Source organism: Janthinobacterium sp., assembly GCF_009923995.1.
In the GTDB taxonomy this organism is placed as follows: domain Bacteria; phylum Pseudomonadota; class Gammaproteobacteria; order Burkholderiales; family Burkholderiaceae_D; genus Janthinobacterium.
Genome location: NZ_RFSK01000040.1, coordinates 1 through 26,415 on the forward strand (window position 1 = coordinate 1; position 26,415 = coordinate 26,415).

The following is a 26,415-nucleotide window of genomic DNA, read 5'->3' on the forward strand; positions in this document are numbered from 1 at the left end:
ACGGGCGTGTCGAAAGGCGCGACCTTGAGCCACCGCAATGTGATCGCCAATGTACTGCAGAGCGAAGCGTGGTCGGGCGCGGCGCTCGACCAGAACAGCAAGGAACAGCTGATCGTCGTCTGCGCCCTGCCGCTGTACCATATCTTTGCGCTGACGGCGTGCGCCATGTGGGGCACGCGCGTGGGCGCGCTGAATATCCTCATCCCGAATCCGCGCGATATCCCCGGCCTGATCAAGGAACTGGGCAAGTACAAATTCAATCTGTTGCCTGCAGTCAATACGCTGTATAACGCGCTGGTCAACCATCCCGATTTTGCCAAGCTCGACTTCTCGGGCTTGAAGATCGCCAACGGCGGCGGCATGGCGGTGCAGCAAGCCGTCAACGACAAGTGGCTGCAAGTGACGGGCGTGTCCATCATCGAAGGCTATGGCCTGTCGGAAACGTCGCCTGTCGCCACCTGCAACCGCGCCGACAGCACGGCGTTTTCCGGCACCATCGGCTTGCCCGTGCCGTCGACCGAGATCGCCATCCTCGACGATGACGGCAAGGAAGTGCCGCTGGGCCAGACGGGCGAAATCGCCATCCGCGGCCCGCAGGTGATGAGCGGTTACTGGAACCGTCCCGATGAAACGGCGAAGGTCATGACAGCGGACGGCTACTTCAAGTCGGGCGACGTGGGCATCATGGATGAACGCGGCTACGTGAAGATCGTGGACCGCAAGAAAGACATGATTCTCGTCTCCGGCTTCAATGTGTATCCGAACGAAGTCGAAGCCGTCATCGCGGCCCATCCGGGCGTGCTCGAGTGCGCCTGCGTGGGCGTGCCGGACGAGCATTCGGGCGAGGCCGTGAAGGTGTTTGTCGTGCGCAAGGACCCCGGCCTGACGGCGGAGACGCTGATGGCGTATTGCAAGGAACAATTCACGGGCTACAAGCGGCCGAAATACATCGAGTTCCGCGATGAACTGCCGAAAACCAACGTCGGCAAGATTTTGCGTCGCGCCCTGCGCGACGAAACGAAGAAAGCAGCATAAACAGTGCAGGGTGCGCGTCCAGGGCGCGCACCCTTTCATACAGATAAAGATGAGGCATAGATGGACAAGATTTGGTTGAAGTCGTACCCGGACAGCGTTCCCGCAGAGATTGACTGCACGCAATACCGTTCCGTCACGCATTTGCTGGAAGAATCGTTCCAGAAATACGCGGACCGCAACGCTTTCGTGTGCATGGATAAATTCCTCACGTATCGCGAGCTCGACAAGCTGTCGCTGCAGATGGGGGCCTGGCTGCAAAGCAAGGGCCTCAAGACGGGCGCGCGCGTGGCGATCATGCTGCCCAACGTGCTGCAGTATCCGGTGGCGATGGCGGCGATCCTGCGCGCCGGCTACACCGTGGTCAACGTCAACCCGCTGTACACGCCGCGCGAATTGCAGCATCAGCTGATCGATTCGGGCAGCGAAGCGATCATCGTGCTGGAAAACTTCGCCACCACGGTGGAGCAGGTGTTGCCGCACACCCAGGTCAAGCATGTGATCGTGGCCACCATGGGCGACTTGCTGGGCGGCTTGAAGGGGACGATCGTCAACTTCGTCGTGCGCAAGATCAAGAAAATGGTGCCCGCGTTTTCCTTGCCGGGCGCCATCAGTTTCAACAAGATGCTGGCCGAAGGCGCGCGCCTGACCCTCACGCCCGTGCAGCAGGGCCATGACGACATCGTCTTCCTGCAATACACGGGCGGCACGACGGGCGTGTCGAAAGGCGCGATGTTGTTGCATCGCAATGTGATCGCCAACGTGCTGCAAAACGAGGCGTGGATTTCGCCCGTGATGACGCCGGAGATGCGCGCCACCTCGATGGGTTTCATGTGCGCCTTGCCCCTGTATCACATCTATTCGCTGACGGTCAGCGCCCTGATGGGCATGCGCGTGGGCGGCTTGAACGTGCTGATCCCGAACCCGCGCGACATTCCCGGCTTCGTCAAGGAACTCGCCAAGCACAAGATCGTCGTCTTCCCGGCCGTCAATACCCTGTACAACGCCCTGCTGAACAATGCGGACTTCGCCAAGCTCGATTTTTCCAGCTATAAGGTGTGCAATGGCGGCGGCATGGCCCTGCAGCGCAACGTGGCCGAACGCTGGCTGAAACTGACGGGCTGCCCGCTGATCGAAGGTTATGGCATGTCGGAAACGTCGCCCGTGGTGACGGGCAACCGCGTCGACATCACGGAATTCACGGGCACCATCGGCCTGCCTTTCCCGTCGACGGAAGTGGCCATCCTCAACGACGACGGCGTGGAAGTGCCGCTGGGCGAGCCGGGCGAGATCGCCGTGCGCGGCCCGCAGGTGATGGCCGGCTACTGGCAGCGTCCGGACGAGACGGCCAAGTCGATGACGGCGGACGGTTTCTTCAAGACGGGCGACGTGGGCGTCATGGATGAGCGCGGCTACGTGAAGATCGTCGACCGCAAGAAGGACATGATCATCGTTTCCGGCTTCAATGTGTACCCGAACGAGGTGGAAGACGTGGTCGCCTCGTGCCCGGGCGTGCTCGAATGCGCCTGCATCGGTGTGCCGGACGCCAACTCGGGCGAAGCCGTGAAAGTGTTTGTCGTGCGCAAGGACCCGAACCTGACGGTGGAACAGATCCGCGAGCACTGCAAGCATGAATTGACGGCATACAAGAAGCCGAAATACATCGAGTTCCGCGATGAATTGCCGAAAACCAACGTTGGCAAGATCTTGCGCCGTCAGTTGCGCGACGAAAAGAAAGCGGCTTAATTCGCCGGCACGGCCGTGTCCGCCGCTACGGATTGCCGTGGCCGGGCGGACAGGCCGAAGCAGGGACGCAGCCAGTTCACCTTGCTGATCACCAGCGAAGTGCCCAGCCAGCAGATGGCCACCGTGCCGGCCAGGATCAGCAGGGGTTCGACCACCGGCCCCAGCATCAGCGGCACCAGCCAGTAGGCCAACAGGATGATCGCGCTCTGGTGCAGGATATACCAGGGAAAGACGGCCTGCCGCGCCCATGGCAGCCAGGCAAAGGGACGGTTCAAGAGCGTATGCGACCAGCCCAGGATGGTGCAGATGGCCAGCCACATGTACAGGTTGCGCAGGGGCCAGGAACCGGCCGAGGCCCAGGTCAGCATGTTTTCCGAGTAAATCTGGTCAAAAACCATGTATCCGGCGAACGCGCCCAGGCCCAGCCACAGCGTATGCCAGCGCAGGCGCGCCAGTTCCGCCCATAAGCCCTTGTCATTGCCCAGCCACCAGCCATACACGAACATCGTGAAATACATGGCGTGCGCATACCAGTCGCGCACCACCGCATGGGTTTCCGGATAGCGCATTTTCAGGAAGACCATGGCCGCCAATGCCGGCAGCGCAGGCAGCACCAGCAAACGCCAGCCACGCAGGCGCCGGAAGCATGGTTTCAGCACCGCCAGCAACGGCTGCAGCGCCACCAGCACGATGGTGTAGAGCAGCAGGTACACCAGGTACCACAGATGATTCCACGTAAATCCATATTGCCAGCCGGCGAAGGCGCCCTCCGGCCAGGCGTAGCCGCCAAAGTAATGCAGCAGGAACTGTCCATAGCCAGGCTCGACCAGGCCCTTGCTGACACCTTCGCAATACGGCTGGAGGGGAACGATGACGGCCATGCCAAACAGCAGCGGCAGCAGCAGGCGCTTGACCCTGCGCCACAGGAAGGCGCCGCGTGTGTGTTGCGTCATCATGGCGCAGGACACGCCGGAAATCAGGAAGACGATTTCCATGCGCCAGCGGTTGAGGAAGACCAGCGGCATGTTCAGGGTATCGGTGGCATAGCTGCTGTGCATGTGAAAGTTCCAGCCATCCATGTACACCAGGGCGGTGTGATAGACGATCAGCAGGCTGAAAACGAGAAAGCGCAAGGCGTCGATGTCGTGACGGCGGGATTCTATGGTCATGATCGGTGGGGAAGTGGTGAAGGAAGGTCCCAGCATAGGCAGGGGGGCGGCGGCCAGCCAGCGAAATGGGACGAGCGGACGGCTGGCTGGGACGAATGGGCAGCCTGGGACGGGCGTGGGACCTTACAATTGTGCAACTAATTCAACCGCTGAGACCATGGCCGCTTCCTCCACCGACCTGTTGCAACGTTATCAACGCTGGCGCCGCGTGGCCGAACCGGGATTCTGGATCCTGCTGACCCTGATGCAGGCCAGCGTGAACAGCTGGCTGGCCTGGACCGACCTGCAGCGCAGCGGCGTGGGCACGGCGTTCTGGGAAGTGGCCGTGTGGGAATGGAGCAGCAACCTGGTGCTGCTGGCGCTGGTGCCCGTGGTCATCCTGGCGGAACAGTGCCGGCCGCTGCACCTGGTATTCCAGCGCCAGAACCTGCGCTGGCACCTGGCCGCCTCGGTCGTGTACAGCCTCGTGCATGTGGCGGCCATGGTGGCCCTGCGCAAGCTGGCCTACTGGAGCCAGGGCAGCGACTACGATTTCGGCGCCTGGTGGCGCGAGCTGCCCTATGAATACTTGAAAGATGTGCGTGCTTACTTCCTCGTCTTGCTGACGGTGGGCTTTTATCGTTTGCTGCTGATGCGCTGGCAAGGCGAGGCGACGTTGCTGGGGGAACCGGATGAAGGGCCGGCCGTGGAGCCGGTGCAGCAGCCGGAACGGTTTTTGGTGCGCAAGCTGGGCAAGGATTTTTTGCTGCCCGCCTTCGAGATCGAATGGATACAGGCCTGGGGCAATTATGTGAACCTGCACGTGCGGGGCCACGACTATCCGTTGCGCTCGACCATGGCCGCCATCGAGCGTCGCCTCGACGGCAAGCGTTTCGTGCGCGTGCACCGCAGCTACATCGTCAACCTCGATTTTGTGCAGAGCATCGTGCCGCTGGATTCGGGCGACGCGCGCGCCGTGCTGCGCACGGGCGGCGAAGTGCCCGTCAGCCGTCGCTACCGAGATGCCTTGAAAAGTACGCGCTAAGCTGTTTGCACGCCCGCCTTGCCATCCTGCACGGTGAAGCGGGCCAGGGTCGCGATGGGGGACGCGCTGTCGCGCACGTTTTCCAGGCCCTGGAACAGGGTCGTGGTTTTCTCTGGTGTGATGTCCAGTAGCATGTAGCCCCGCTTGTCGCTGCGTCCATAGCGGATGTGCGGATTCATCGCCACGTATTGCTCCGTGCGCGCCTGCGGGCGTGAACTCGAGGTGATTGAGGTACCGCAAAACTCCGTGGCCAGCACGGGATTATCCTTGCTGGTGGGACGCATGGCATTGCGGCTCAGTTCCGTGGCATAAAAGGTGTGCACGTCGCCCGACAGTACCAGCGGATTGCTGGCCTTGCTGCTGCGCAGGGCATCGAGCAGGTGCTGGCGCGCCAGCGGATAGCCATCCCAGCCATCGGTCCAGATGCGTTCATCGCCGGGGCGCACGATGGGCACCTGGCTCGATTGCGCCATCAGGGTTTGCTGTGCCAGGATATTCCAGCGTGCCGGAGAGCCATCGAGGCCGGCTTGCAGCCAGCGCTGCTGCTCCTCGCCCAGCATCGTGCGCTCGGGTTTCAGCAGGTCGGGGCAGTGGCGCGTGGTGATGGAATTGGAGCCGCCGCGACCCGGTTTGGCGCAGGCATGGTAGGCGCGGTATTGCCGGTCGTCCAGTACGTGGAAGCGTGCCAATCGGCCCCAATCATAGCGCTGGTAGATGCGCATGTCGACGAAGCCCCGTCGCCCCAGCGGCAGCAGGCGCAGCGGCATGTGTTCATAGAACGCCTGGTAGGCGGCCGCGCGGCGCGCAAGAAACGTGGGTGTCAGCAGTTCGTCGCGGTCGTTGGCGTAATCGTTGGCCACTTCATGGTCGTCCCAGGTGACGATCCACGGCGCGGCCAGGTGGGCGCCCTGCAAATCCAGGTCGCTTTTGTATTGCGCGTAGCGGGCGCGGTATTCGTCCAGGGTAAAACTTTCATGCGTGCGCACGGCCCGGCCGGGATGCTGCAGCTGGTACGGACCCCACTCGTAAATGTAATCGCCGAGGAAGGCCACCAGGTCGGGTGCGGCCGCCGCGATATGCCGGTGCGCCGCGTAGGTGCCAAATTCCCAGTGCTGGCACGAGGCGACGGCCAGTTTCAGCGAGGCGGGCATGGCGTCGACGGCCGGCGCCGTGCGCGTGCGGCCCACGGGACTGACGGCGTCACCAAACATGAAACGGTACCAGTACCAGCGCCCGGGCGCCAGGCCGCCCACGTCGACGTGCACGCTGTGGGCGAGGGCGGGCGTGGCCGTGGCATGCCCCTTGGCCACGACGCGTCTGAAACCGTCGTCATCGGCCACTTCCCAGCGCACGTTCAGGGCGATGGTGGGCGTAGCGGCGGCGTACAGCGGGTCGTAGCAGATGCGCGTCCACAACACGACGGCATCGGGCAGGGGCGAGCCGGAGGCGACGCCGAGCGCAAAGGGATAGCCGCTGCCGTTCAGGCGCGTGGCGGCACCGGCGCCGGAGCCGGACAGCACGCTGCCGGCCGCGGCCAGGGACGCCATGCGGGCAGCGCTGAGCAGGAAGATGCGGCGCTGGCTATCCATGGAGCGTGGGGACGAATGTGGGATTAAGGTGACAGCAGGGTCTCGATGGGCGGTACCTTGCGCGGCTTGCGGTCGGAATCCGTGGCGACATAGATCAGCGTTGCTTCCGTGACTTTCACGATGCACGCCTGCAGGCGGTTGCGTTCGGCATACACTTCCACGTTGACGGTGATCGAGGTATTGCCAACCTTGACGATATCGGCGTAGAACGACAGCAGATCGCCGACGAAGACGGGATTTTTGAAGACAAAGGAGTTGACGGCGATGGTGGCGACGCGGCCGTTGGCGCGCCGCGTGGCTGGCAGCGAGCCGGCGATGTCGACCTGCGCCATGATCCAGCCGCCGAAGACGTCGCCGTACACATTGGCGTCCGACGGGGCGGGCATCATGCGCAGTTCCGGCATTTTTCCGGCGGGCAGGCCGGAGGCGAGGCAGTTATCAGGGCGGTCGGGGGAGGTGCTCATCTTTTATTCTCATGAAAGGCTACAATTGCCCCGATTGAACCATAAAAAGCCGACCTTCGCCATGCGCCGTTCCCAGACTCCCCCTCCGCCCCGCTCGCCCGCTTCCGCCAGCCACAGCGATTTCGCCACCATCAAGACCTTGCTGCCGTATCTGTGGGTCTACAAATGGCGGGTGCTGCTGGCGTTGCTATGCCTGGTGGGCGCCAAGCTGGCCAACGTGGGCGTGCCGCTGGTCCTGAAAAAACTCGTCGATGCCATGACCATCACGGCGGCGCACCCGCAAGCGCTGCTGGTGCTGCCGGTCGGCTTGCTGGTGGCGTATGGCTTGCTGCGCCTGTCCACCACCCTGTTTACGGAATTGCGCGAATTCCTCTTCGCCCGCGTCACGCAGCGGGCCGTGCGCACCATCGCGCTGCAAGTGTTCCGCCACCTGCACGCGCTGTCGCTGCGCTTTCACCTGAACCGCCAGACGGGCGGCATGACGCGCGACATCGAACGGGGCACGCGCAGCGTCGGCTCGCTCATTTCCTACACCCTGTTCAACATCCTGCCGACCCTGGTGGAAATTACCCTCGTGCTGGGCTACCTGGTCTTGCACTACGACATCTGGTTTACCGTCATCACGGCGGTGGCGCTCGTGTCCTACATCGCGTTTACCGTGCTGGTGACGAACTGGCGCACGCATTTCCGCCGCACCATGAACGACCTCGATTCGAAGGCGAATACCAAGGCCATCGACTCCTTGATCAACTATGAAACTGTGAAGTATTTCGGCAACGAGGATTACGAGGCACGGCGCTACGACGAAGGCTTGCAGCGCTACGAGTCGGCGGCCGTGAAATCGCAGACTTCCTTGTCCTTGCTCAATACGGGCCAGTCCCTGATCATCGCCACGGCCGTGACATTGATACTCTGGCGCGCCACCGTGGGCGTGATCGCCGGCACGATGACCCTGGGCGACCTGGTACTGGTCAATGCCTTCATGATCCAGCTGTACATACCCCTCAATTTCCTGGGCGTCATCTACCGCGAAATCAAGCAAAGCCTGGCCGACATGGAGCGCCTGTTTTCACTGCTGAACGAAAACCGCGAAATCGCCGATACGCCGGAAGCAAAACCGCTCGTCACGCGGGGCGCGGCCGTGCGTTTCGCGCACGTGGACTTCAGCTATGAAGCCAAGCGGCAAATCCTGTTCGACGTGGATTTCCAGATCCCCGCCGGCACCACCACGGCCGTGGTGGGCCATAGCGGCTCGGGCAAGTCGACCCTGTCGCGTTTGCTGTTCCGCTTCTATGAAGTCGATGGCGGCGGCATCACCATCGATGGCCAGGACTTGCGCGCCGTCACGCAGGATTCCCTGCGCGCGGCCATCGGCATCGTGCCGCAGGACACGGTGTTGTTCAACGACACCATCGAATACAACATCGCCTATGGCAAGCCGGGCGCCAGCAAGGACGCCATCGTGGCGGCGGCCAAGGCCGCGTCGATCCATGATTTTATTGAAAGCTTGCCGGATGGTTATAACTCCATGGTGGGCGAACGGGGCTTGAAACTGTCGGGCGGCGAAAAGCAGCGCGTGGCCATCGCCCGCACTCTGCTGAAAGACCCGGCCATCCTGATCTTCGACGAGGCCACCTCCGCGCTCGACTCGAAGGCCGAGCAGGCGATCCAGTCGCAGCTCAAGGAAATCGCCAAAAACCGCACCACCCTGGTGATTGCGCACCGGCTGTCGACGGTGGCGGACGCCCAGCAAATCCTGGTGCTCGACCATGGCCGCATCGTCGAGCGGGGCACGCATCCGCAATTGCTGGCGGCCGATGGCCTGTACGCGCAGATGTGGCAACGCCAGCAGGCGAACATGGACGATGAGGGGGAAGAGGACGATGCGCTGGCGGGCCTGGCACCGGCAAAATAAATCGGGAATGGGAAATCAGTAGGAAAAATGCTACAGGCGCGCCGATTCAGGCGCGCGTATAGCGCCTATTTGCGGGCAATCACAGAAAACGGCTGGTCCGGCGCTGAAAATGAAATAAAATTAATTCCATTGGTGGCGTTTGCACCACAGTTGTTTCGTTCGGAATCTATCCGGTTTGTCCGCCCAGGAGAATTTATGAAATTGACCAAAATCATCGCCACATTGCTCAGCGTCGGCGTCATCAGCAGCATGGTGCCCGTCCAGGCCCAGGAATTGACGGGCACCTTGGCCAAGATCAAGAAAGCCGGTTCCGTCACCCTCGGCGTGCGCGACGGCTCCGTGCCTTTCTCCTATCTCGATGACAAGCAGCAATATCAGGGCTATTCGATCGACCTGTGCATGAAAGTCGTCACGGCCCTGCAAAAACACCTGGGCATGAGCGAACTGAAAGTGGTGATGAGCCCCGTCACGTCGGCCAACCGCATCCCGCTGATGGCCAACGGCACCATCGACCTCGAATGCGGCTCGACGACGAACAACCTGGAGCGCCAGCAGCAGGTGGCGTTTGCGCCCACCATGTTCGTCATCGGCAACCGTATCCTGGCGAAAAAATCCTCGAACATCAAGACCCTGGAAGACTTGCGCGGCAAGACCCTGGTGGCCACGGCCGGCACGTCCACCATCAAGCAGATGACCATCCTGAACAAGGAAAAAAACCTGGGCATGAATATCGCCGTCGGCAAGGACCATCCTGAATCGTTCCTGATGCTCGAAACGGGCCGCGCGGTGGCTGAAGCCAACGACGACATCCTGCTGGCGTCGCAGGTGGCCAATTCGAAGAACCCGAACGACTATGAAATCACCAAGGAAGCGCTGTCGGTCGAGCCGTACGGCATCATGCTGCGCAAGGGCGATCCCGCCTTCAAGAAGGTCGTCGACGATGCCCTGATCCGCCTGTACAAGAGCGAAGACATCAACCGCATCTATGCGAAATGGTTTACCTCACCGATCCCGCCAAAAAACATCAACCTGAAATTCCCCATGCCGCCGCAATTGAAGGCCGTGTTCATGAACCCGACCGACTCCGGTGATCCTGCCGCGTATGCAGCCGTGCCCGAAGCGCAGAAGACCTCGGACAAACGGAAAAAGTAATCAAGACTGCGTAACAAACCGGGGGGCGCAAGCCTCCCGTTTCATTTGCGGGGCGGGCGGCCGGCCGCTGTCCTTGGGCTGCATGGGAAGGATGATCATGAATTACAACTGGAATTGGCGCATCTTCTGGGAGATGTCGCCCGATGGCGTCGGCACGTACATGGACACCCTGTGGTCCGGGCTGACCTGGACCCTGGCCACGGCCGGCGCGGCGTGGATCATGGCCCTGGTCCTGGGCCTGGTGATCGGCACCGTGCGCACCCTGCCGAATAAATGGGTGGTGGGCGTGGCCAATGCGTACGTCGAATTATTCCGCAACGTGCCGCTGCTGGTGCAGATGTTCCTGTGGTATTTCGTCATGCCGGAATTGCTGCCGCCGGACCTGGGCACCTGGGTCAAGTCGCTGCCGAATGCGCCGTTCGTCACGGCCGTGCTGTGCCTGGGATTTTTCACGTCTTCGCGCGTGGCCGTGCAGGTGACGACGGGCATCGAGGCGCTGCCGCGCGGGCAGAAACTGGCCGGTACGGCGCTGGGCCTGACCCTGCCGCAAACCTACCGCTATATCCTGCTGCCGATGGCCGCGCGCGTCATCATGCCGCCGCTGACCAGCGAGTTTTTGAACATCATCAAGAACAGCTCCGTGGCCCTGACGATAGGCCTGATCGAGCTGACGGCCAGCGCGCGCGCCATCCAGGAATTCTCGTTCCAGGTATTCGAGGCATTTTCCGCCGCCACCATCATCTACATCGTCGTCAATCTGCTGGTGGTGGTGCTGATGCACCTGATCGAAAAAAAGGTCGCCATCCCCGGCTTCATCGTCGCCGGCGCCAAGACGGGAGGACACTGACATGCTCGGTAATTTCGACTTCGATGTCATCTCCCGCTCATGGGTCTACCTGTTCCAGACCGGCATGGTGTTTACCCTGAAACTGACGGCGCTGTCCATGGTGGGCGGCATCGTGCTGGGCACCGTGCTGGCGCTGATGCGCCTGTCCGGCAATCGCCTCGTCTCGGGCGTGGCGTCGGCTTACGTCAACCTGATACGCTCGATCCCGCTGGTGCTGGTGATCTTCTGGTTCTACTTCCTCGTGCCGTACATCGCCGCCTGGATCATCGGCGCCAGCGAGCCCGTGAAGGTGGGCGCGTTTTCCTCCGCGCTGATCACTTTCATCATGTTCGAGGCAGCCTACTATTGCGAAATCATGCGCAGCGGCATACAGTCGATTCCCCGCGGCCAAGTGTGGGCGGGCCAGGCGCTGGGCATGAACTACCGGCAGACCATGGCCAGCATCGTCCTGCCGCAAGCTTTCCGCAACATGATCCCCGTGCTGCTGACACAAACCATCGTGCTGTTCCAGGACGTGTCGCTCGTGTACGTGCTGTCGATCCCCGATTTCGTCGGCGCCGCCTCCAAAATCGCCCAGCGCGACGGCCGCCTGGTGGAGATGTACGTGTTTGTCGCCGTCGTGTATTTCGTGCTGTGCTATGCCTTGTCCTTCCTCGTCAAACGCCTGCAGAAACGCGTCGCCATCATTCGCTAACCGCAATAGAAAGAACAAGATGATTGAACTTAATAACGTCAGCAAATGGTATGGCCAGTTCCAGGTCCTGACCGACTGCACCACCAAGGTCGCCAAGGGTGACGTGATGGTCATTTGCGGCCCGTCCGGTTCCGGCAAGTCGACCCTGATCAAGACCGTCAACGGCCTCGAACCCATCCAGCAGGGACAGATCATCGTCGACGGCATCGCCGTCAACGACCCGAAGACGAATCTGTCGAAGCTGCGCGCGCGCATCGGCATGGTGTTCCAGAATTTCGAGCTGTTCCCGCACCTGTCGATCCGCGAAAACCTGACCATCGGCCAGATCAAGGTGCTGAAACGCAGCGCCGACGAAGCCAATGCCAAGGGCTTGAAATACCTGGACCGCGTGGGCCTGCTGTCGCAGCAGGATAAATTCCCCGGCCAGCTGTCGGGCGGCCAGCAGCAGAGGGTGGCGATCGCCCGCGCGTTGTCGATGGACCCGATCGCCATGCTGTTCGACGAACCCACGTCGGCGCTCGACCCCGAAATGATCAACGAAGTGCTCGACGTGATGGTAGGCCTGGCGCAGGAAGGCATGACGATGATGGTCGTCACCCACGAAATGGGCTTTGCAAAACGAGTCGCCAACCGCATCGTCTTCATGGATCAGGGTAAGATCATCGAAGATTGCAGCAAGGATGAGTTTTTCACCACCACGCGCTCGGACCGCGCGCGCGACTTCCTCGCCAAAATCATCCATTAATTTTCCATCACTTTTGAAGTTGAGTGCTAATGCCTGTCATGAAAAAAATAGCCGGCGCGATGCTGGCTCTGGGCTTGCTGGCCCAGGCCCACGCGGCCGACAAGATCGCCGTCGATATCGCCCTGCGCGACGCCACCCTGATTGACGTTGCCGGCGGCAAGTCGCTCACGGGGAAATCCGTGCTGCTCAAGGGCGACAGCATCGTCGCCGTCGTCGATGACGCGCAGCTGCGCGACTACGCGCCCAAGCAAACCATCCGCCTGCCAGGCAAGTACCTGATGCCGGGCCTGTGGGACACGCACGTGCATTTTGGCGGCGGCCCTGAGCTGATCGACGAGAACAAGCAGCTGCTGCCGCTGTACCTGGCGCATGGCATCACCACGGTGCGCGACTGCTCGGGCGACTTGCCCGACACGGTGCTGGCATGGCGCCAGCAGATCAACGCGGGCCAGCTGGAAGGCCCGACGATCTTCACGTCCGGCGCGAAGCTGGAAGGCATCAAGCCGCTGTGGAAGGGCACCATCGAAGTGGGCACGCCGCAGGAAGTCACGCGCGCGCTGGACGGCCTGCAGGCGCAGCGGGTGGACTTCGTGAAGATCACGGAAAACACCCTGAAGCCGGAGCTGTACCTGGAAGCCTTGCGCCAGGCGCGCGAACGGGGCATGCGCACCTCGGGTCATATTCCCGTGCAGTTGACGCTGGAGCAGATGGCCGATGCGGGCCTGGGCACGATCGAGCATCAATCGTATTTGCTGCGCGCGACCACGCCGCGCGAACAGGAACTGACGGCCAAGGTGGCCGCCGGTACCCTGACGGGCCGCGAAGCCATGCGCGAGAGCCTGCAAAGCTATGACGAGCCGACGGCGCGCAAGGCATTCAGCTACCTGGCAGCGCGCGGCACGGCCATCGTGCCGACCCTGTGGGGTTCGCGCGTGACGGCGTACCTGGACCGTGAAGACCATACCCACGACCCGGCCCTGCAATACATCGGCAAGGGCTTGCGCGCCACCTACGACTGGCGCGTGCAGCGCGCCGCCAAGGATGGCCCGGAAGCGATCGCCCAGCGCCACGCGCAGTTCGAGCAGTCGGCCAAGCTGCTGCCCATCCTGCAGCAGCAGGGCGTGAGCATCATCGCCGGCACGGATGCGGGATTCCTGAATTCCTTCGACTATCCTGGCCAGGCCTTGCACGATGAAATCGGCCTGTACGTGCAATACGGCTTGACGCCGCAGCAAGCCTTGCAGTCGGCCGTGATCAACGGTCCCCGCTTCCTGGGCAAGCTGGATCGCTACGGCAGCGTGGCGGCCGGCAAGGCGGCCGACCTGCTGGTGCTCGACGCGAACCCGCTGCAGGATATCGGCGCCACGCGCCAGATCCGCCTGGTGGTCAGCCGCGGCCACGTGTACGACCGCGCCGCGCTGGACCGGATGCTGGCCGATATCCGCGCCTGGGTGGCAAAGGAAGAGGCGGCGCCGGCCAAGTCGTGATTCCCATGTCGTCCTGACACTGAAAACGGCCGGTGCGAACCGGCCGTTTTGCCGCTTGCCAGGCAGCGCGCGCAGGTGCTGACGGCCTGCGGTACCGCCCCGCGGCTGGTAAAATGGCGCTATTCGCAATGACCGCCTGAGAGCAGCCGCCATGTCCACACTCGATCACACCCAGACCGCCGTTCCATCCTCCATCACCATCACCCGTCCAGACGACTGGCATTTGCACCTGCGCGATGGCGCCGTCATGGCCAGCGTGCTGCCGCACAGCGCGCGCCAGTTCGGCCGCGCCATCGTCATGCCGAACCTGAAACCGCCCGTCACCACCACGGTCGATGCCGCCGCCTACCGCGAGCGTATCCTGGCCGCCGTGCCGGAGGGCGTGAACTTCGATCCGCTGATGGTGCTGTATCTGACGAACAACACCTCGCCCGACGAAATCCGCCGCGCGCAGGACAGCGGCATCGTGCAGGCCGTCAAACTGTATCCGGCCGGCGCCACGACAAACTCCGACCTGGGTGTGACGGACCTGAAGAACTGCTACAAGGTCCTGGAAGTGATGCAGGAAGTGGGCATGCCCTTCCTCGTGCACGGCGAAGTGACGGATCCGGAAATCGACATTTTCGACCGCGAAGCCGTCTTCATCGAGCGCGTGATGCGTCCGCTGCGCAGCGCCTTCCCGGCCCTGTCCGTCGTGTTCGAGCACATCACCACCAAGGACGCGGCGCAGTATGTGGCCGAAGCGGAAGGCCCGATCGCCGCCACCATCACGGCGCATCACCTGCTGTACAACCGCAACGAGATTTTCAAGGGCGGCATCCGCCCACATTACTACTGCCTGCCCATCCTCAAGCGAGAAGAACACCGCCTGGCGCTGATGACGGCGGCCGCCAGCGGCGACGAGCGCTTCTTCCTCGGTACGGACTCGGCGCCGCACGCGCAAGGCGCCAAGGAAATGGCCTGCGGCTGCGCGGGTTGCTACACGGCCCTGCACGCGATGGAAATGTATGCGGAAGCGTTCGAACGGGCCGGCGCGCTGGATAAACTGGAAGCGTTTGCCAGCTTCCACGGCCCGGCCTTCTACGGCGTGCCGCGCAATACGGACACCATCACCTTGCGCCGCGAAAGCTGGACCCTGCCGGCCTCGCTGCCGCTGGGCGACAGCCATGTGATTCCGCTCAATGCGGGCGAGCAGATCAACTGGAAAATGGTGTAAGCGCTCCATGCTGCCATCGATAGACTGGAGCCGCCCCTGGTTTGCCACGGTGCTGCCGGCGCGACGGCAGCTGGATCTGCAGCGCGATACGGTGATTACCGCCCTGAACGGGCGGGCGCGGGCGCTGGACTTGCGCAATCCGTCCGGCCTGCCCCTGTGCTTCGTGCCGCAAGCGGACCTGCCCGAAGGCGTGGCCTACGAAGAGTTCATCGGCGCCACCGGCGGCGTGCCCACGCGCGACAATCTGCACGATTTCTTCAACGCGCTCGTGTGGCTGACCTTTCCCCTTATCAAGCGGCAGCTGAACGCGCTGCAGGCGGCGCAGATCGCCCTGTCCGGCGTGGGCAAGTCGCGCGGGCCGGCGCGCGATGGCGCGACGATTTTCGACGAAAATTCCGCCCTGCTGGTGCTGCGCGACAGCGATGCGGGGCGGGTGCTGGAAGCGGCGCTGCGCGGGCACGACTGGCGCAGTGTTTTTGTCGCCCAGCGCGATAAATTTGCCGCCGGCGGCGATGCCGAAGTCTGGCTGTTCGGCCACGCGCTGATGGAAAAACTGGTGGCGCCGCGCAAGGCCATCACGGCGCACACGCGCGTGATCTTTGCCGGCGACGCCTATTTCACCCTGGACGATGTCGCCAGACGCTCCTGGCTGGACGCGCGCGTGGCGCAGGACCTGGCGCAGCAAGGCCTTACCACGGCGGACTTCACGCCATTGCCGGTACTCGGCTTGCCCGGCTGGTGCGAGGGTCAGGATGACGATTTTTATGATGATGCGGCGGTGTTCCGGCCGAAACGCAAGCCGTCAAATTAAACAATGCCGCGCAGCGGCCTGAGAGAACGAGAGAGACAGGCATGGATAAGGTAATTCGCTGGGGTATCCTCGGCACTGGCAAGATCGCCCGCGCGATGGCCGAAGGCCTGCGCGACGCGCCAGGTGCGCAACTGGTCGCGGTCGCTTCGCGCAGCGCCGCCGGCGCGCAGGCATTCGGCGCCGAATTCGGCATCGCGCGTTGCCATGGCTCCTACCAGGCGCTGGCCGATGATGCTGGCGTGGACGTCATCTACATCGCCACGCCGCACACCCTGCATGCGGAAAATGCCCTGATGTGTTTGGCCGCCGGCAAGCACGTCGTCTGCGAAAAGCCGTTCACGATGAACGCGCGACAGGCGCAGGCCGTGGTCGACCTGGCGCGCGAGAAAAAGCTGTTCCTGATGGAAGCCATGTGGAGCCGTTTCCTGCCCGCCGTGCAGGAAGCGCGGCGCATCATCGCCAGCGGTGAAATCGGCGTGCTGCAGCAGGTGCAGGCCGATATCGGCTTCGTCGCCAATTTCCCGCCCGAGCACCGCATGTTCAATGCGGAACTCGGCGGCGGCGCGCTGCTCGACGTGGGCATCTATCCGCTGTCGATGGCCGCCTTCTTCCTCGGCCCCGTGGCGCAGGTGCAGGCGCTGGCCGAGATGGGCGCCACCGGCGTCGATGAGCAGGTGGTGTTCTCGCTGCGCCATGCGGGCGGCGGCACCTCGTCCTGCGCCTGCAGCCTGCGCGCGCTGACGCCCACGGAAATGACCATTTCCGGCAGCCTGGGGCGCATCCGCCTGCCCAACCGTTTTTACAGGCCCGATCACCTGGTCATCGAACCCATGGATGGCGAGCGCCGCGTCGTGTCCGCGCCTTACCTGGGCAATGGCTACGCGCACGAAGCGATCGAAGCGATGCGCTGCATCCGCGCCGGCCTGCTGGAAAGCCACCTCATGCCGCACGCGGACAGCGTGGCGCTGATGACGAATCTCGACACCATGCGCGGCCAGATTGGCCTGGTGTACAGCGCCGACAAGGCATGAGAACTCCCATGACATTGCACTCATCGCGTCCCAGCCTGAAGACCGTCCTCATCGCCAGCGGCGTCGTGCTGACCCTGGCGATGGGCGTGCGTCATGGCCTGGGCTTCTGGATGCAGCCCATTTCGCAAGCCAATGGCTGGACGCGCGAAACCTATTCGCTGGCGCTGGCCATGCAAAACCTGATGTGGGGCGTCTTCGGACCGTTTGCCGGCATGGCTGCCGACCGCTTCGGCACCATGCGCGTCGTCATCATCGGCGCCATCAGCTACATGGCGGGCCTCGTGTGGATGGCGCTGGTGACGCAGCCGACCCTGTTCATCGTCGGGTCGGGCATCTTCATCGGCCTGGCGCTGGCCTGCACGGCCTTTGGCGCCATCAGCGGCATCATCGGCCGAAGCGCGCCGCCCGAGCAGCGTTCGTGGGCCTTCGGCATTTCCTCGGCGGCCGGCTCGTTCGGCCAGTTCCTGATGATGCCGGTGGAGCAGCAATTGATTTCCGCTGTGGGCTGGCAAAACGCCTTCTATGTGCTGGCCGCGCTGGTGCTGCTGGCCATGATCCCGATGGCGTTTTATCTGCGCGAGCCGCCTGTCTCGCATGCCGGCGGCCCGCAGCAGAGCGTGGGCGCCGCCTTCAGCGAAGCCGTCGGCAACCGGTCGTTCTGGCTGCTGCTGGCAGGGTATTTCGTCTGCGGCTTCCAGCTGGTCTTCATCGGCGTGCATTTGCCCGCCTACCTGAAGGACCAGGGCTTGATGAATCCGAACATCGCCGTCACGGCGCTGGCCCTGATCGGCCTGTTCAACATCGTCGGCTCCTACTACGCGGGCAAGCTCGGTGGCAAGATCGCCAAGCGCCACCTGCTGTCTGCCATCTACGTGGCGCGCGCGGTGGTCATCACGCTGTTCCTGCTGGCGCCCTTGTCGGCATGGTCGGTGTACCTGTTCGCCGCCGGCATGGGCGTGCTGTGGCTGTCGACGGTGCCACTGACGAACGGCATCATCGCCGGCATCTTCGGCGTGAAGCACTTGTCGATGCTGGCCGGGATGGTGTTCTTCTCGCACCAGGTGGGCAGTTTTCTGGGCGCGTGGCTGGGCGGCTACCTGTACGAACACCAGGGCACGTACCACGTCGTGTGGCTGATCACCATCGGCCTGGGCCTGCTGGCCGCGCTGATCAACCTGCCCATCGACGAGCGTGCCGTCAAGCGCACGGCGGTGGCCGCGTAATGGGCAGCTGGCGCACGTGGCTCTGGCGCCTGGCTGGCGCCGCGCTGCTGGCCCTCGTCTTCCTGGCCTATCTGCGGCCCGACTTCATGCTGGACCTGGCGAACCGCTTCTGGATGTGCATGTAGGGCGCCGGGCTTTACACTTTCAGGAATTCCTCTTTGCCACCGAGCCAGCGCGCCAGATGCGCTTCCACGGTGGCCGCGGCGGCGGCCGTGGTGGCGTGCAGCAGGTCGTGCGCCACGTCGCGGGCCTGGTCCACCAGCCACTGGTCCGTTTCCAGGTCGGCGAAGCGCAGCATGGCCTGGCCGGACTGGCGCGCGCCAAGGAATTCGCCCGGGCCGCGGATTTCCAGGTCGCGGCGGGCAATTTCAAAACCGTCCGTCGTTTCGCGCATGGTCATCAGGCGCTGGCGCGCCACGCCGCCCAGCGGGCCCTGGTACAGCAGCAGGCAGACGCTGGCCGCCGAGCCGCGCCCCACGCGCCCGCGCAGCTGGTGCAGCTGCGACAAGCCGAAGCGCTCGGCGTGCTCGATCACCATCAGCGAGGCATTCGGCACGTCCACGCCCACCTCGATGACGGTGGTGGCCACCAGCACGTGGATTTGCCCGGCGATGAAGGCATCCATCACTTCCTGCTTTTCCGCCGGCTTCAGGCGGCCGTGCACCAGGCCCACCTGCAGCGCGGGCAGGGCTTCGGCCAGCATCATGTAGGTGTCGGTGGCCGTCTGCAGCTGCAGCGCTTCCGATTCCTCGATCAGCGGGCAAACCCAGTACACCTGCCGGCCTTCCAGCGCGGCCGCATACACGCGGGCGATGACTTCGTCGCGCCGGTTCTGGTCGATGGCGCGCGTGACGATGGGACTGCGCCCGGGCGGCAGCTCGTCGATCACCGACACTTCCAGGTCGGCGTAATACGTCATGGCCAGGGTACGCGGGATCGGCGTGGCCGACATCATCAGCTGGTGCGGCACGGCTGCGCTGTCACCCTTGTTGCGCAGGGTCAGGCGCTGGCCCACGCCGAAGCGGTGCTGCTCGTCGACGATCACCAGGCCCAGTTTGGCAAACAGCACGTTATCCTGGATCAGCGCATGCGTGCCGATCACCAGCTGCGCCTCGCCCGATTCGATCAGGGCCAGCGCCGCCGTCTTTTCCTTTTTCTTCAGGCTGCCCGTCAGCCAAGCCACCTTCACGCCCAGCGGTTCCATCCAGGCGGCGATCTTGCGAAAGTGCTGCTCGGCCAGGATTTCCGTGGGGGCCATCAGCGCGGCCTGGTAGCCGCTGTCGATGGCCTGCGTGGCGGACAGGGCGGCGACCACCGTCTTGCCGCTGCCGACGTCGCCCTGCAGCAGGCGCTGCATGGGATACGGCTGGCGCAGGTCGGCGCGGATCTCCTCGAGCACGCGCGCCTGCGCGCCCGTCAGCTTGAAGGGCAGGGCGGCGCCGAAGGCTTCCGAGAGAGTACCGACGATGGGCAGGGAGGCGGCGCCTTTCGAGCGGCGCGCGCGCTGGGCGCGTTTCAGCGACAGCTGCTGCGCCAGCAGTTCATCGAACTTCATGCGCACCCAGGCCGGGTGCGAGCGGTCCGTCAGCGCGCTTTCATCGATGTCCTGCGGCGGATAGTGCAGCAGGTGCACGGCGGCGCGGAAGGGCGACAGCTGCATCTCGCGCAGCAGCTGCTCGGGCAAGGTGTCCTGCCAGTCGATGCGGCGCATGGCGTCGGCGATCTCGCGCCGCAGCACGTGCTGCGACAGGCCTTCGCCCGATGGATACACGGGCGTCAGCGCCGTGGGCAGCGGCGCGCCCTCGTTGACGACCTTGTACGTCGGGTGCACCATCTCGGCGCCGAAAAAGCCGTGTTTCAGCTCGGCGCGCGCGCGCACGCGCGTGCCTTCGGCCAGCTGCTTGACCTGGCTGCCGTAGAAATTCATGAAACGCAGGAGCAAATTGCCCGTTTCATCGGCGATCGTCACCAGCAGCTGCTTGCGCGGCTTGAAATTGACTTCGCACTTGGTGACGATGCCCTCGACCTGCCACGACTCGCCACCCCGCATGCAGGCATCGCGGATGGTGTAGACCTTGGTTTCGTCTTCGTAGCGCATTGGCAGGTGCAGCACCAGGTCCATGTCCGAGCGCAGGCCCAGCTTGGCCAGCCGGCTTTCCGTGCTGACCGCCTTTTTGACGGCTTTCGGCTTCGCGGCAGGCTTGGGAGCGGGTGGAAGATCGGGCTTAGGATCGGGCATATGCAAGGTTTTGGTGCCATTGGCGCAGGTTTTTATGCCGCTAGCGTAAAATAGAGGGTTGTCCGGCACACCCCGTGCGTACCGCAGTCGTATTGTTGCGGCGGATTATTGTAATGCCTGTATAGGCGCACAGTATAGTGCCAGAAGTCCAGTTGCGCACTCCTAATCATTTTTGACGTACTTTTGAAGCAAAACGCATGTATTCGCTTTCCGATTTCGATTTTAATTTGCCGCAAGAAAACATTGCGCAAACTCCGCTGGCCGAGCGCAGCGCCTCGCGCCTGTTGCACCTGGACGGCAACGCCCTCGTCGACCGCCAGTTCGCCGACATCGTCGGGCTGCTGCAGGCGGGCGACCTGCTGGTGATGAACGACACGCGCGTGCTGAAGGCGCGCTTCTTTGGCGTCAAGGAAAGCGGCGGCAAGATCGAGGCGCTCGTCGAGCGTGTCCTGGACGAGCGCACCGTGCTGGCCCAGGTGCGCGCGTCGAAGTCGCCGCCGCCCGGCTGCCGCATCCGTCTGGCCGACGCCTTCGACGTGACGGTGGGCCAGCGCGCCGGCGAATTCTTCACCCTGCACTTCGACGCCGACGTGTTCGAGCTGATCGAGGCGCATGGCCGCCTGCCGCTGCCGCCCTACATCGAGCATGATGCGGACGAATTTGACGAAACGCGCTACCAGACCGTGTTCAACAAGGTGCCCGGCGCCGTGGCCGCGCCGACGGCAGGCCTGCATTTCGACCAGGCCCTGCTCGACCAATTAAAGGCCAAGGGCGTCAACTTCGCCTATGTGACCCTGCACGTGGGTGCCGGCACCTTCCAGCCCGTGCGCACGGAAGTGCTGTCCGAGCACAAGATGCATACCGAGTGGTACACCATGCCGCAGGAAACGGTGGACGCCGTGCGCGCCGCGCAGCAGGCCGGACGTGACGTGGTGGCCGTCGGCACGACCAGCCTGCGCGCGCTGGAATCGGCCTCGCAAAGCGGCCGGCTGGTGGCGGGCAGCGCCGATACGGCCCTGTTCATCACGCCCGGCTATGCCTTCAAGACGGTGACGCGCCTGATCACCAACTTCCATTTGCCGAAATCGACCCTGCTGATGCTGGTGTCGGCCTTTGCCGGCTATGAGCCGATCCGCAGCGCCTATGCGCATGCGATCGCGCAGAACTACCGTTTCTTCAGCTATGGCGATGCGATGCTGCTCACCACGCAGTCGCGCGCTCCGCTGAATCTTGATACTCCCGTGAAAGAATAAGAATGCTGGAATTTACCCTCCTCAAGACCGACACGAGCGGCCTGACCAAGGCGCGCCGCGGCACCTTGAAACTCAACCATGGCGTCGTGCAGACGCCGATCTTCATGCCAGTGGGCACTTACGGCTCCGTGAAAGCCATGTCGCCGCTGGAACTCAACGAGATCGACGCACAGATCATCCTGGGCAACACGTTTCATTTGTGGTTGCGTCCAGGCAACAACGTCATGGAGAAATTCGGCGGCTTGCATGGTTTCATGGGCTGGAACAAGCCGATCCTGACGGATTCGGGCGGTTTCCAGGTGTTTTCGCTGGGCGCCATGCGCAAGATCACGGAAGAGGGCGTGCATTTCAATTCGCCCATCAACGGCGATAAGCTGTTCCTGTCGCCGGAAGTATCGATGCAGGTGCAGCGCGTGCTTAATTCCGACATCGTCATGCAGTTCGACGAATGCACGCCGTATGAGATCCAGGGCCGTCCTGCCACCATCGAGGAAGCGGCCAAGTCCATGCGCATGTCGCTGCGCTGGGCGCAGCGCTCGAAGGACGAGTTCCACCGCGGCGAGAATCCGAATGCGCTGTTCGGCATCGTGCAGGGCGGCATGTTCGAAATGCTGCGCGACGAGTCGCTGGCCAAGCTGGAAGAGATCGACTTCCCCGGCATCGCCATCGGCGGCCTGTCCGTCGGCGAGCCGAAGGAAGACATGATGCGCATGCTGGCCCACGTGGGTCCGCGCCTGCCGGCCAACAAGCCCCATTACCTGATGGGCGTGGGCACGCCGGAAGACCTGGTGGCGGGCGTATCGAACGGCATCGACATGTTCGACTGCGTCATGCCGACGCGCAATGCCCGCAATGGCTGGCTGTTTACCCGTTTTGGCGACATCAAGATCAAGAACGCCAAGTACAAGGAAGACCAGGCGCCGCTGGACGAGACGTGCAGCTGCTACGCCTGCCGCAACTTCTCGCGTGCTTACCTGCACCATCTGCACCGTTCCAAGGAAATCCTCGGCGCGCGCCTGAACACCATCCACAACCTGCATTACTACCTGGACCTGATGCGTCAGATGCGTGTAGCGCTCGACGAAGACCGTTTCCACGCGTTCACCCTGCAGTTCCACGCGGAACGGGCACGGGGAACTTAAGAAATGCTTAGGTTTACGGGCCGCGAAGCCGTGAACCGATGTTTTCGAGATTGGTGCTTGGACGGGGCGATAAAGCATTGCATAATGCTTTTTTAGCCCCATTTGGAGCTGCCATGCCTGCAATTCGGGGGATGGCCTTTTGCCAATGCTAGAATACAGCGCTGTTTTTTCAAACTGATTAGAACTGGAGTCACCGTGTTTTTCATTTCCAACGCTTACGCGCAACCGGCCGATGCCCTCGGCCTCGGCGGCAACCTGACCAGCTTCCTGCCGCTGGTATTGATGTTTGTGGTCATGTATTTCCTGATGATCCGCCCACAGCAAAAACGCGCCAAAGAACAACGGGCGATGATGGATGCGCTGACCAAGGGTGACGAAGTCGTCACCGCCGGCGGCATGCTGGGCCGTGTTGTCAAGGTAGTGGACGCTTACGTCACCATCGAAGTGGCCAGCGGCACCGAAATCACGGTGCAAAAGAGCTCCATCACCACCCTGCTGCCTAAAGGCACCCTGAAGGCGCTGTAATTCCTCGCCGTCGCCACGCATGTGGCGACTGACCGGGGCGGTTATCCGCCGCCCCTCGCGACGCCTCCGACGCTCAACACTGAACGCTGAATCAATATGAATCGCTATCCTGCCTGGAAATACATCATCATCGTCGTCGCCTTATTGCTGGGCGCACTCTATACGGCGCCCAATTATTTCGGTGAATCACCGGCGCTGCAAGTAACCAGCGGCAAGTCGACCGTCAAAGTGACGAGCGAGCTGATGACGCAAGTCGATCAAATATTGACGAAAGAGAACGTCAAGTCGGAAGGTGTCACCATGGATGGCTCCGGCAATCTCGCCTCCGTGCGCGTGCGTTTCGCCGATCCCGATACCCAGTTCAAGGCAAAACTGGCGCTGGAAAAGGATTTGAATGCGGATCCGAGCGACCCCGCGTACATCGTGACGGTCAACCTGCAAGCCAACACCCCGATGTGGATGCAAAAATTGCATGCCTTGCCCATGTATCTGGGCCTGGACTTGCGCGGTGGCGTGCACTTCCTGATGCAAGTCGATGCGAAAGCCGTACTCAACAAGAAAATCCAGGGTGTCCAGTCCGCCGCGCGTAGCGTGCTGCGCGACAAGAATATCCGCCACGCCGGCATCGAGCGCGTGGGCGACAGTGTGCAGATCAACTTCCGCGACGCGGAAACGCGCCTGAAGGCCAAGACGGTGCTGTCCGACCAGATGTCGGAACTGGCCTTTGCCGATGCGGGTGAAGGCAGCGATTTGAAACTCAACATCACGCTGAAACCGGCGGCCCTGAAAGCCACCATCGATGAAGGCGTGAAACAGAATATCTCCACCCTGTCCAAGCGGGTCAACGAGCTGGGCGTGGCCGAGCCGCTGATCCAGCAGCAAGGCCCTGACCGCATCGTGGTGCAACTGCCTGGCGTGCAGGACGTGGCCCGCGCGAAAGCCATCATCGGCCGCACGGCGACCCTGGAAGTGCGCCTGGTCGATGAAACCATCGTGCCGGGCACGGAACTGTCGAGCGCCATCCCGTTCAATTCGGAACTGTTCACCGTCGGCAAGGGCGTCCCTGTCGTGCTGGCGAAAGACGTGATCCTGACAGGCGACTATATCTCCAGCGCCACGGCCAGCTTCGACCAGAACCAGCAAGCGGCCGTATCGATCGACCTGAACGGCGACGGCGGACGCAAGATGCGCGAAGCGACGCGCGACCGCGTGGGCAAGCGCATGGCCATCGTGCTGTTTGAAAAGGGCAAGCCGGAAGTGCTGTCGGTCGCCACCATCCAGCAGGAACTCGGTTCGCGCTTCCAGATCACGGGCATGGGCGGCGCGGAAAACGCCACCGAACTGGCGCTGCTGCTGCGCTCGGGTGCCCTGTCGGCACCGATGACCGTCATCGAGGAACGCACGATCGGACCGCAACTGGGCGCGGAAAACATCGCCAAGGGCTTCCACTCGACCCTGTATGGCTTCATCGCCATCGCCATCTTCATGATCGCCTACTACATGCTGTTCGGCGCCTTCAGCGTTCTGGCACTGGCCTCCAACCTGCTGTTGCTGATCGCCTTGCTGTCGATGATCCAGGTCACGCTGACACTGCCAGGTATCGCCGCTATCGCGCTGGCGCTGGGCATGGCGATTGACGCCAACGTGCTGATCAACGAACGTATCCGCGAAGAGCTGCGTGCAGGCAATACGCCACAGGCGGCCATCGCCGCCGGTTTCGACCGCGCCTGGGCCACGATTCTCGACTCGAACGTGACCACCCTGATCGTCGGCCTGGCGCTGCTGGCCTTTGGCAGCGGTCCCGTGCGCGGCTTTGCCGTCGTGCATTGCCTGGGCATCCTGACCTCGATGTTCTCCTCCGTCTTCGTCTCGCGCGGCGTGGTCAACCTCTGGTATGGCCGCAAGAAAAAACTGACGACCTTGTCGATCGGCACGGTGTGGGTGCCGGGCACGAGCAAATAAGCGACGGTCCAGCCCTACCTAACAGCGTCAACAGCGATAGCGTCCGGTGGCACAGCCGCCGGACGCACAGAATAGAACTCAGAGGATTTCATGGAATTTTTCCGGATCAAAAAAGATATTCCCTTCATGCGCCATGCGTTGATTTTCAACGTCATTTCGGCCGTGACCTTCCTTGCCGCCGTCTTCTTCCTGTTCCACAAGGGCTTGCACCTGTCCGTGGAATTCAAGGGCGGCACCCTGATGGAGGTCAAATACCCGAAAGCGGCCAACCTTGAAGGCATACGCGGCACCCTGATCGCCATGGGCTATGAAGAGCCGGGCGTGACCAGCTTCGACACGGCGCGCGACGTGATGATCCGCCTGCCGGTGGAAAAGGGCGTGACTGCCGCGAACACCTCGCAGCGCGTGTTTGACGCGCTGTGCAAGGCCGAGCAGGGCACGACCAAGGGCATCGATACCGTTACCGACAAGGGCGAGCACGTGCTCAAGAACGCGTGCATGGACGCTGCCGGTAATGAGGCGGTGGTCTTGCAGAAAGTCGAATTCGTCGGCCCGCAGGTGGGCGACGAACTGACGCAGAACGGCTTGAACGCGCTGGTGATGGTGATCTTGGGCGTGATGGCTTACCTGGCCGTGCGCTTCGAATGGAAATACGCCGTTTCGGCGATTATCGCCAACTTGCATGACGTGGTGATCATCCTGGGCTTCTTCGCCTTCTTCCAGTGGGAATTCTCGTTGACGGTGCTGGCGGCGATCCTGGCGGTGCTGGGCTACTCGGTCAACGAATCGGTGGTGATCTTTGACCGTATCCGCGAAAATTTCCGCAAGCAGCGCAAGGCGAGCGTGCATGAAGTGATCGACAGCGCGATCACCAGCACCATTTCGCGTACCATCATCACCCACGGCTCGACCCAGATGATGGTGCTGTCGATGCTGATCTTCGGCGGCCAGACCCTGCATCACTTTGCCCTGGCGCTGACCATCGGTATCTGCTTCGGCATTTACTCGTCCGTGTTCGTGGCGGCATCGATCGCCATGTGGCTGGGCGTCAAGCGCGAAGACTTGATCAAGCCGGTCAAGGAAAAAGACGAAACCGACGGCGCCGTGGTGTAAGCGCCGCCTGTTGCATGACGAATGGAAGAACGATCA

General features: G+C 62.7%; 23 protein-coding genes. 19 read left to right on the forward strand and 4 right to left on the reverse strand.

What is annotated here, in order from left to right:
• Both EBS11_RS18725 and EBS11_RS18730 read left to right on the forward strand, forming a co-directional pair.
• Positions 1-1,035, forward strand: a 1,035-nt coding sequence (locus tag EBS11_RS18725; RefSeq protein ID WP_290605217.1) for an AMP-binding protein, incomplete at its 5' end; no start/stop codon positions are given.
• Positions 1,036-1,095: 60 nt separating this feature from the next.
• A complete protein-coding gene (locus EBS11_RS18730) occupies positions 1,096-2,778 on the forward strand; it encodes a long-chain-fatty-acid--CoA ligase (protein ID WP_290605219.1) in 1,683 nt (560 codons plus the stop codon).
• Here EBS11_RS18730 and EBS11_RS18735 read toward each other — a convergent pair.
• The gene (locus EBS11_RS18735) at positions 2,775-3,947 is read right to left on the reverse strand and encodes an acyltransferase (protein WP_290605221.1); all 1,173 of its coding nucleotides are present in this window, start codon (positions 3,945-3,947) and stop codon (positions 2,775-2,777) included. The genes EBS11_RS18730 and EBS11_RS18735 overlap by 4 nt on opposite strands.
• A 157-nt stretch (positions 3,948-4,104) precedes the next feature.
• Between EBS11_RS18735 and EBS11_RS18740 the strand changes: the two genes are divergently transcribed.
• Positions 4,105-4,971: a LytTR family DNA-binding domain-containing protein gene (locus EBS11_RS18740; protein ID WP_290605223.1), complete on the forward strand. Its 867-nt coding sequence runs from the start codon at positions 4,105-4,107 to the stop codon at positions 4,969-4,971.
• Here the strand turns inward: EBS11_RS18740 and EBS11_RS18745 are convergent.
• Together EBS11_RS18745 and EBS11_RS18750 are read right to left on the reverse strand one after the other, a co-directional pair.
• Positions 4,968-6,560: an alkaline phosphatase D family protein gene (locus EBS11_RS18745; protein ID WP_290605225.1), complete on the reverse strand. Its 1,593-nt coding sequence runs from the start codon at positions 6,558-6,560 to the stop codon at positions 4,968-4,970. The two genes, EBS11_RS18740 and EBS11_RS18745, sit on opposite strands and share 4 nt — an antisense overlap.
• A gap of 23 nt (positions 6,561-6,583) precedes the next feature.
• Positions 6,584-7,024, reverse strand: coding sequence for an acyl-CoA thioesterase (locus EBS11_RS18750; RefSeq protein WP_052139932.1), 441 nt, complete (start codon positions 7,022-7,024; stop codon positions 6,584-6,586).
• Positions 7,025-7,085: 61 nt separating this feature from the next.
• On the opposite strand from EBS11_RS18750, the gene EBS11_RS18755 reads away from it, so the two are divergent.
• From EBS11_RS18755 to EBS11_RS18805, 11 genes are all read left to right on the forward strand, one after another.
• The gene (locus EBS11_RS18755) at positions 7,086-8,939 is read left to right on the forward strand and encodes an ABC transporter ATP-binding protein/permease (protein WP_290605230.1); all 1,854 of its coding nucleotides are present in this window, start codon (positions 7,086-7,088) and stop codon (positions 8,937-8,939) included.
• 195 nt (positions 8,940-9,134) lie between these two features.
• A complete protein-coding gene (locus tag EBS11_RS18760; RefSeq protein ID WP_290605232.1) occupies positions 9,135-10,091 on the forward strand; it encodes an amino acid ABC transporter substrate-binding protein in 957 nt (318 codons plus the stop codon).
• 97 nt (positions 10,092-10,188) lie between these two features.
• The gene (locus EBS11_RS18765) at positions 10,189-10,938 is read left to right on the forward strand and encodes an amino acid ABC transporter permease (RefSeq protein ID WP_290605234.1); all 750 of its coding nucleotides are present in this window, start codon (positions 10,189-10,191) and stop codon (positions 10,936-10,938) included.
• A 1-nt stretch (position 10,939) separates the two neighbouring features.
• A complete protein-coding gene (locus EBS11_RS18770; protein WP_290605236.1) occupies positions 10,940-11,632 on the forward strand; it encodes an ABC transporter permease subunit in 693 nt (230 codons plus the stop codon).
• Between the two features lie 19 nt (positions 11,633-11,651).
• Positions 11,652-12,377, forward strand: a complete 726-nt coding sequence (locus tag EBS11_RS18775) for an amino acid ABC transporter ATP-binding protein (RefSeq protein ID WP_290605238.1) — start codon at positions 11,652-11,654, stop codon at positions 12,375-12,377.
• Positions 12,378-12,415: 38 nt separating this feature from the next.
• Positions 12,416-13,864 (forward strand): amidohydrolase family protein, encoded by a 1,449-nt coding sequence (locus EBS11_RS18780; protein WP_290605240.1) that lies wholly within the window; start codon positions 12,416-12,418, stop codon positions 13,862-13,864.
• Positions 13,865-14,015: 151 nt separating this feature from the next.
• A complete protein-coding gene (pyrC, locus tag EBS11_RS18785) occupies positions 14,016-15,080 on the forward strand; it encodes a dihydroorotase (RefSeq protein WP_290605242.1) in 1,065 nt (354 codons plus the stop codon).
• 7 nt (positions 15,081-15,087) lie between these two features.
• A complete protein-coding gene (locus EBS11_RS18790) occupies positions 15,088-15,891 on the forward strand; it encodes a DUF3025 domain-containing protein (RefSeq protein WP_290605244.1) in 804 nt (267 codons plus the stop codon).
• Between the two features lie 41 nt (positions 15,892-15,932).
• Positions 15,933-16,922 carry a Gfo/Idh/MocA family oxidoreductase gene (locus tag EBS11_RS18795; protein ID WP_290605246.1) on the forward strand — a complete coding sequence of 330 codons (990 nt, stop codon included), beginning with the start codon at positions 15,933-15,935 and terminating at the stop codon, positions 16,920-16,922.
• A gap of 8 nt (positions 16,923-16,930) precedes the next feature.
• On the forward strand, positions 16,931-18,145 hold the full coding sequence (locus EBS11_RS18800; protein ID WP_290605248.1) for an MFS transporter: 1,215 nt from the start codon (positions 16,931-16,933) through the stop codon (positions 18,143-18,145).
• Positions 18,145-18,270, forward strand: a complete 126-nt coding sequence (locus EBS11_RS18805; protein ID WP_290605250.1) for a hypothetical protein — start codon at positions 18,145-18,147, stop codon at positions 18,268-18,270. Before EBS11_RS18800 ends, EBS11_RS18805 begins: the two co-directional genes overlap by 1 nt.
• Positions 18,271-18,281: 11 nt before the next feature.
• Here the strand turns inward: EBS11_RS18805 and recG are convergent, their stop codons facing one another.
• Positions 18,282-20,384, reverse strand: coding sequence for an ATP-dependent DNA helicase RecG (recG, locus tag EBS11_RS18810; protein ID WP_290605252.1), 2,103 nt, complete (start codon positions 20,382-20,384; stop codon positions 18,282-18,284).
• Positions 20,385-20,581: 197 nt separating this feature from the next.
• Between recG and queA the strand changes: the two genes are divergently transcribed.
• From queA to secF, 5 genes are all read left to right on the forward strand, one after another.
• Positions 20,582-21,637, forward strand: a complete 1,056-nt coding sequence (gene queA / locus EBS11_RS18815) for a tRNA preQ1(34) S-adenosylmethionine ribosyltransferase-isomerase QueA (protein WP_290605254.1) — start codon at positions 20,582-20,584, stop codon at positions 21,635-21,637.
• Between the two features lie 2 nt (positions 21,638-21,639).
• A complete protein-coding gene (gene tgt / locus EBS11_RS18820) occupies positions 21,640-22,779 on the forward strand; it encodes a tRNA guanosine(34) transglycosylase Tgt (protein ID WP_290605255.1) in 1,140 nt (379 codons plus the stop codon).
• 195 nt (positions 22,780-22,974) lie between these two features.
• Positions 22,975-23,304, forward strand: a complete 330-nt coding sequence (gene yajC / locus EBS11_RS18825; protein WP_290605257.1) for a preprotein translocase subunit YajC — start codon at positions 22,975-22,977, stop codon at positions 23,302-23,304.
• A gap of 96 nt (positions 23,305-23,400) precedes the next feature.
• Positions 23,401-25,266: a protein translocase subunit SecD gene (gene secD, locus EBS11_RS18830; protein WP_290605259.1), complete on the forward strand. Its 1,866-nt coding sequence runs from the start codon at positions 23,401-23,403 to the stop codon at positions 25,264-25,266.
• A gap of 90 nt (positions 25,267-25,356) precedes the next feature.
• Entirely contained in the window at positions 25,357-26,379 is a 1,023-nt protein-coding gene (gene secF, locus EBS11_RS18835; protein ID WP_290605261.1) for a protein translocase subunit SecF, read from the forward strand.
• Positions 26,380-26,415 lie beyond the last annotated feature (36 nt).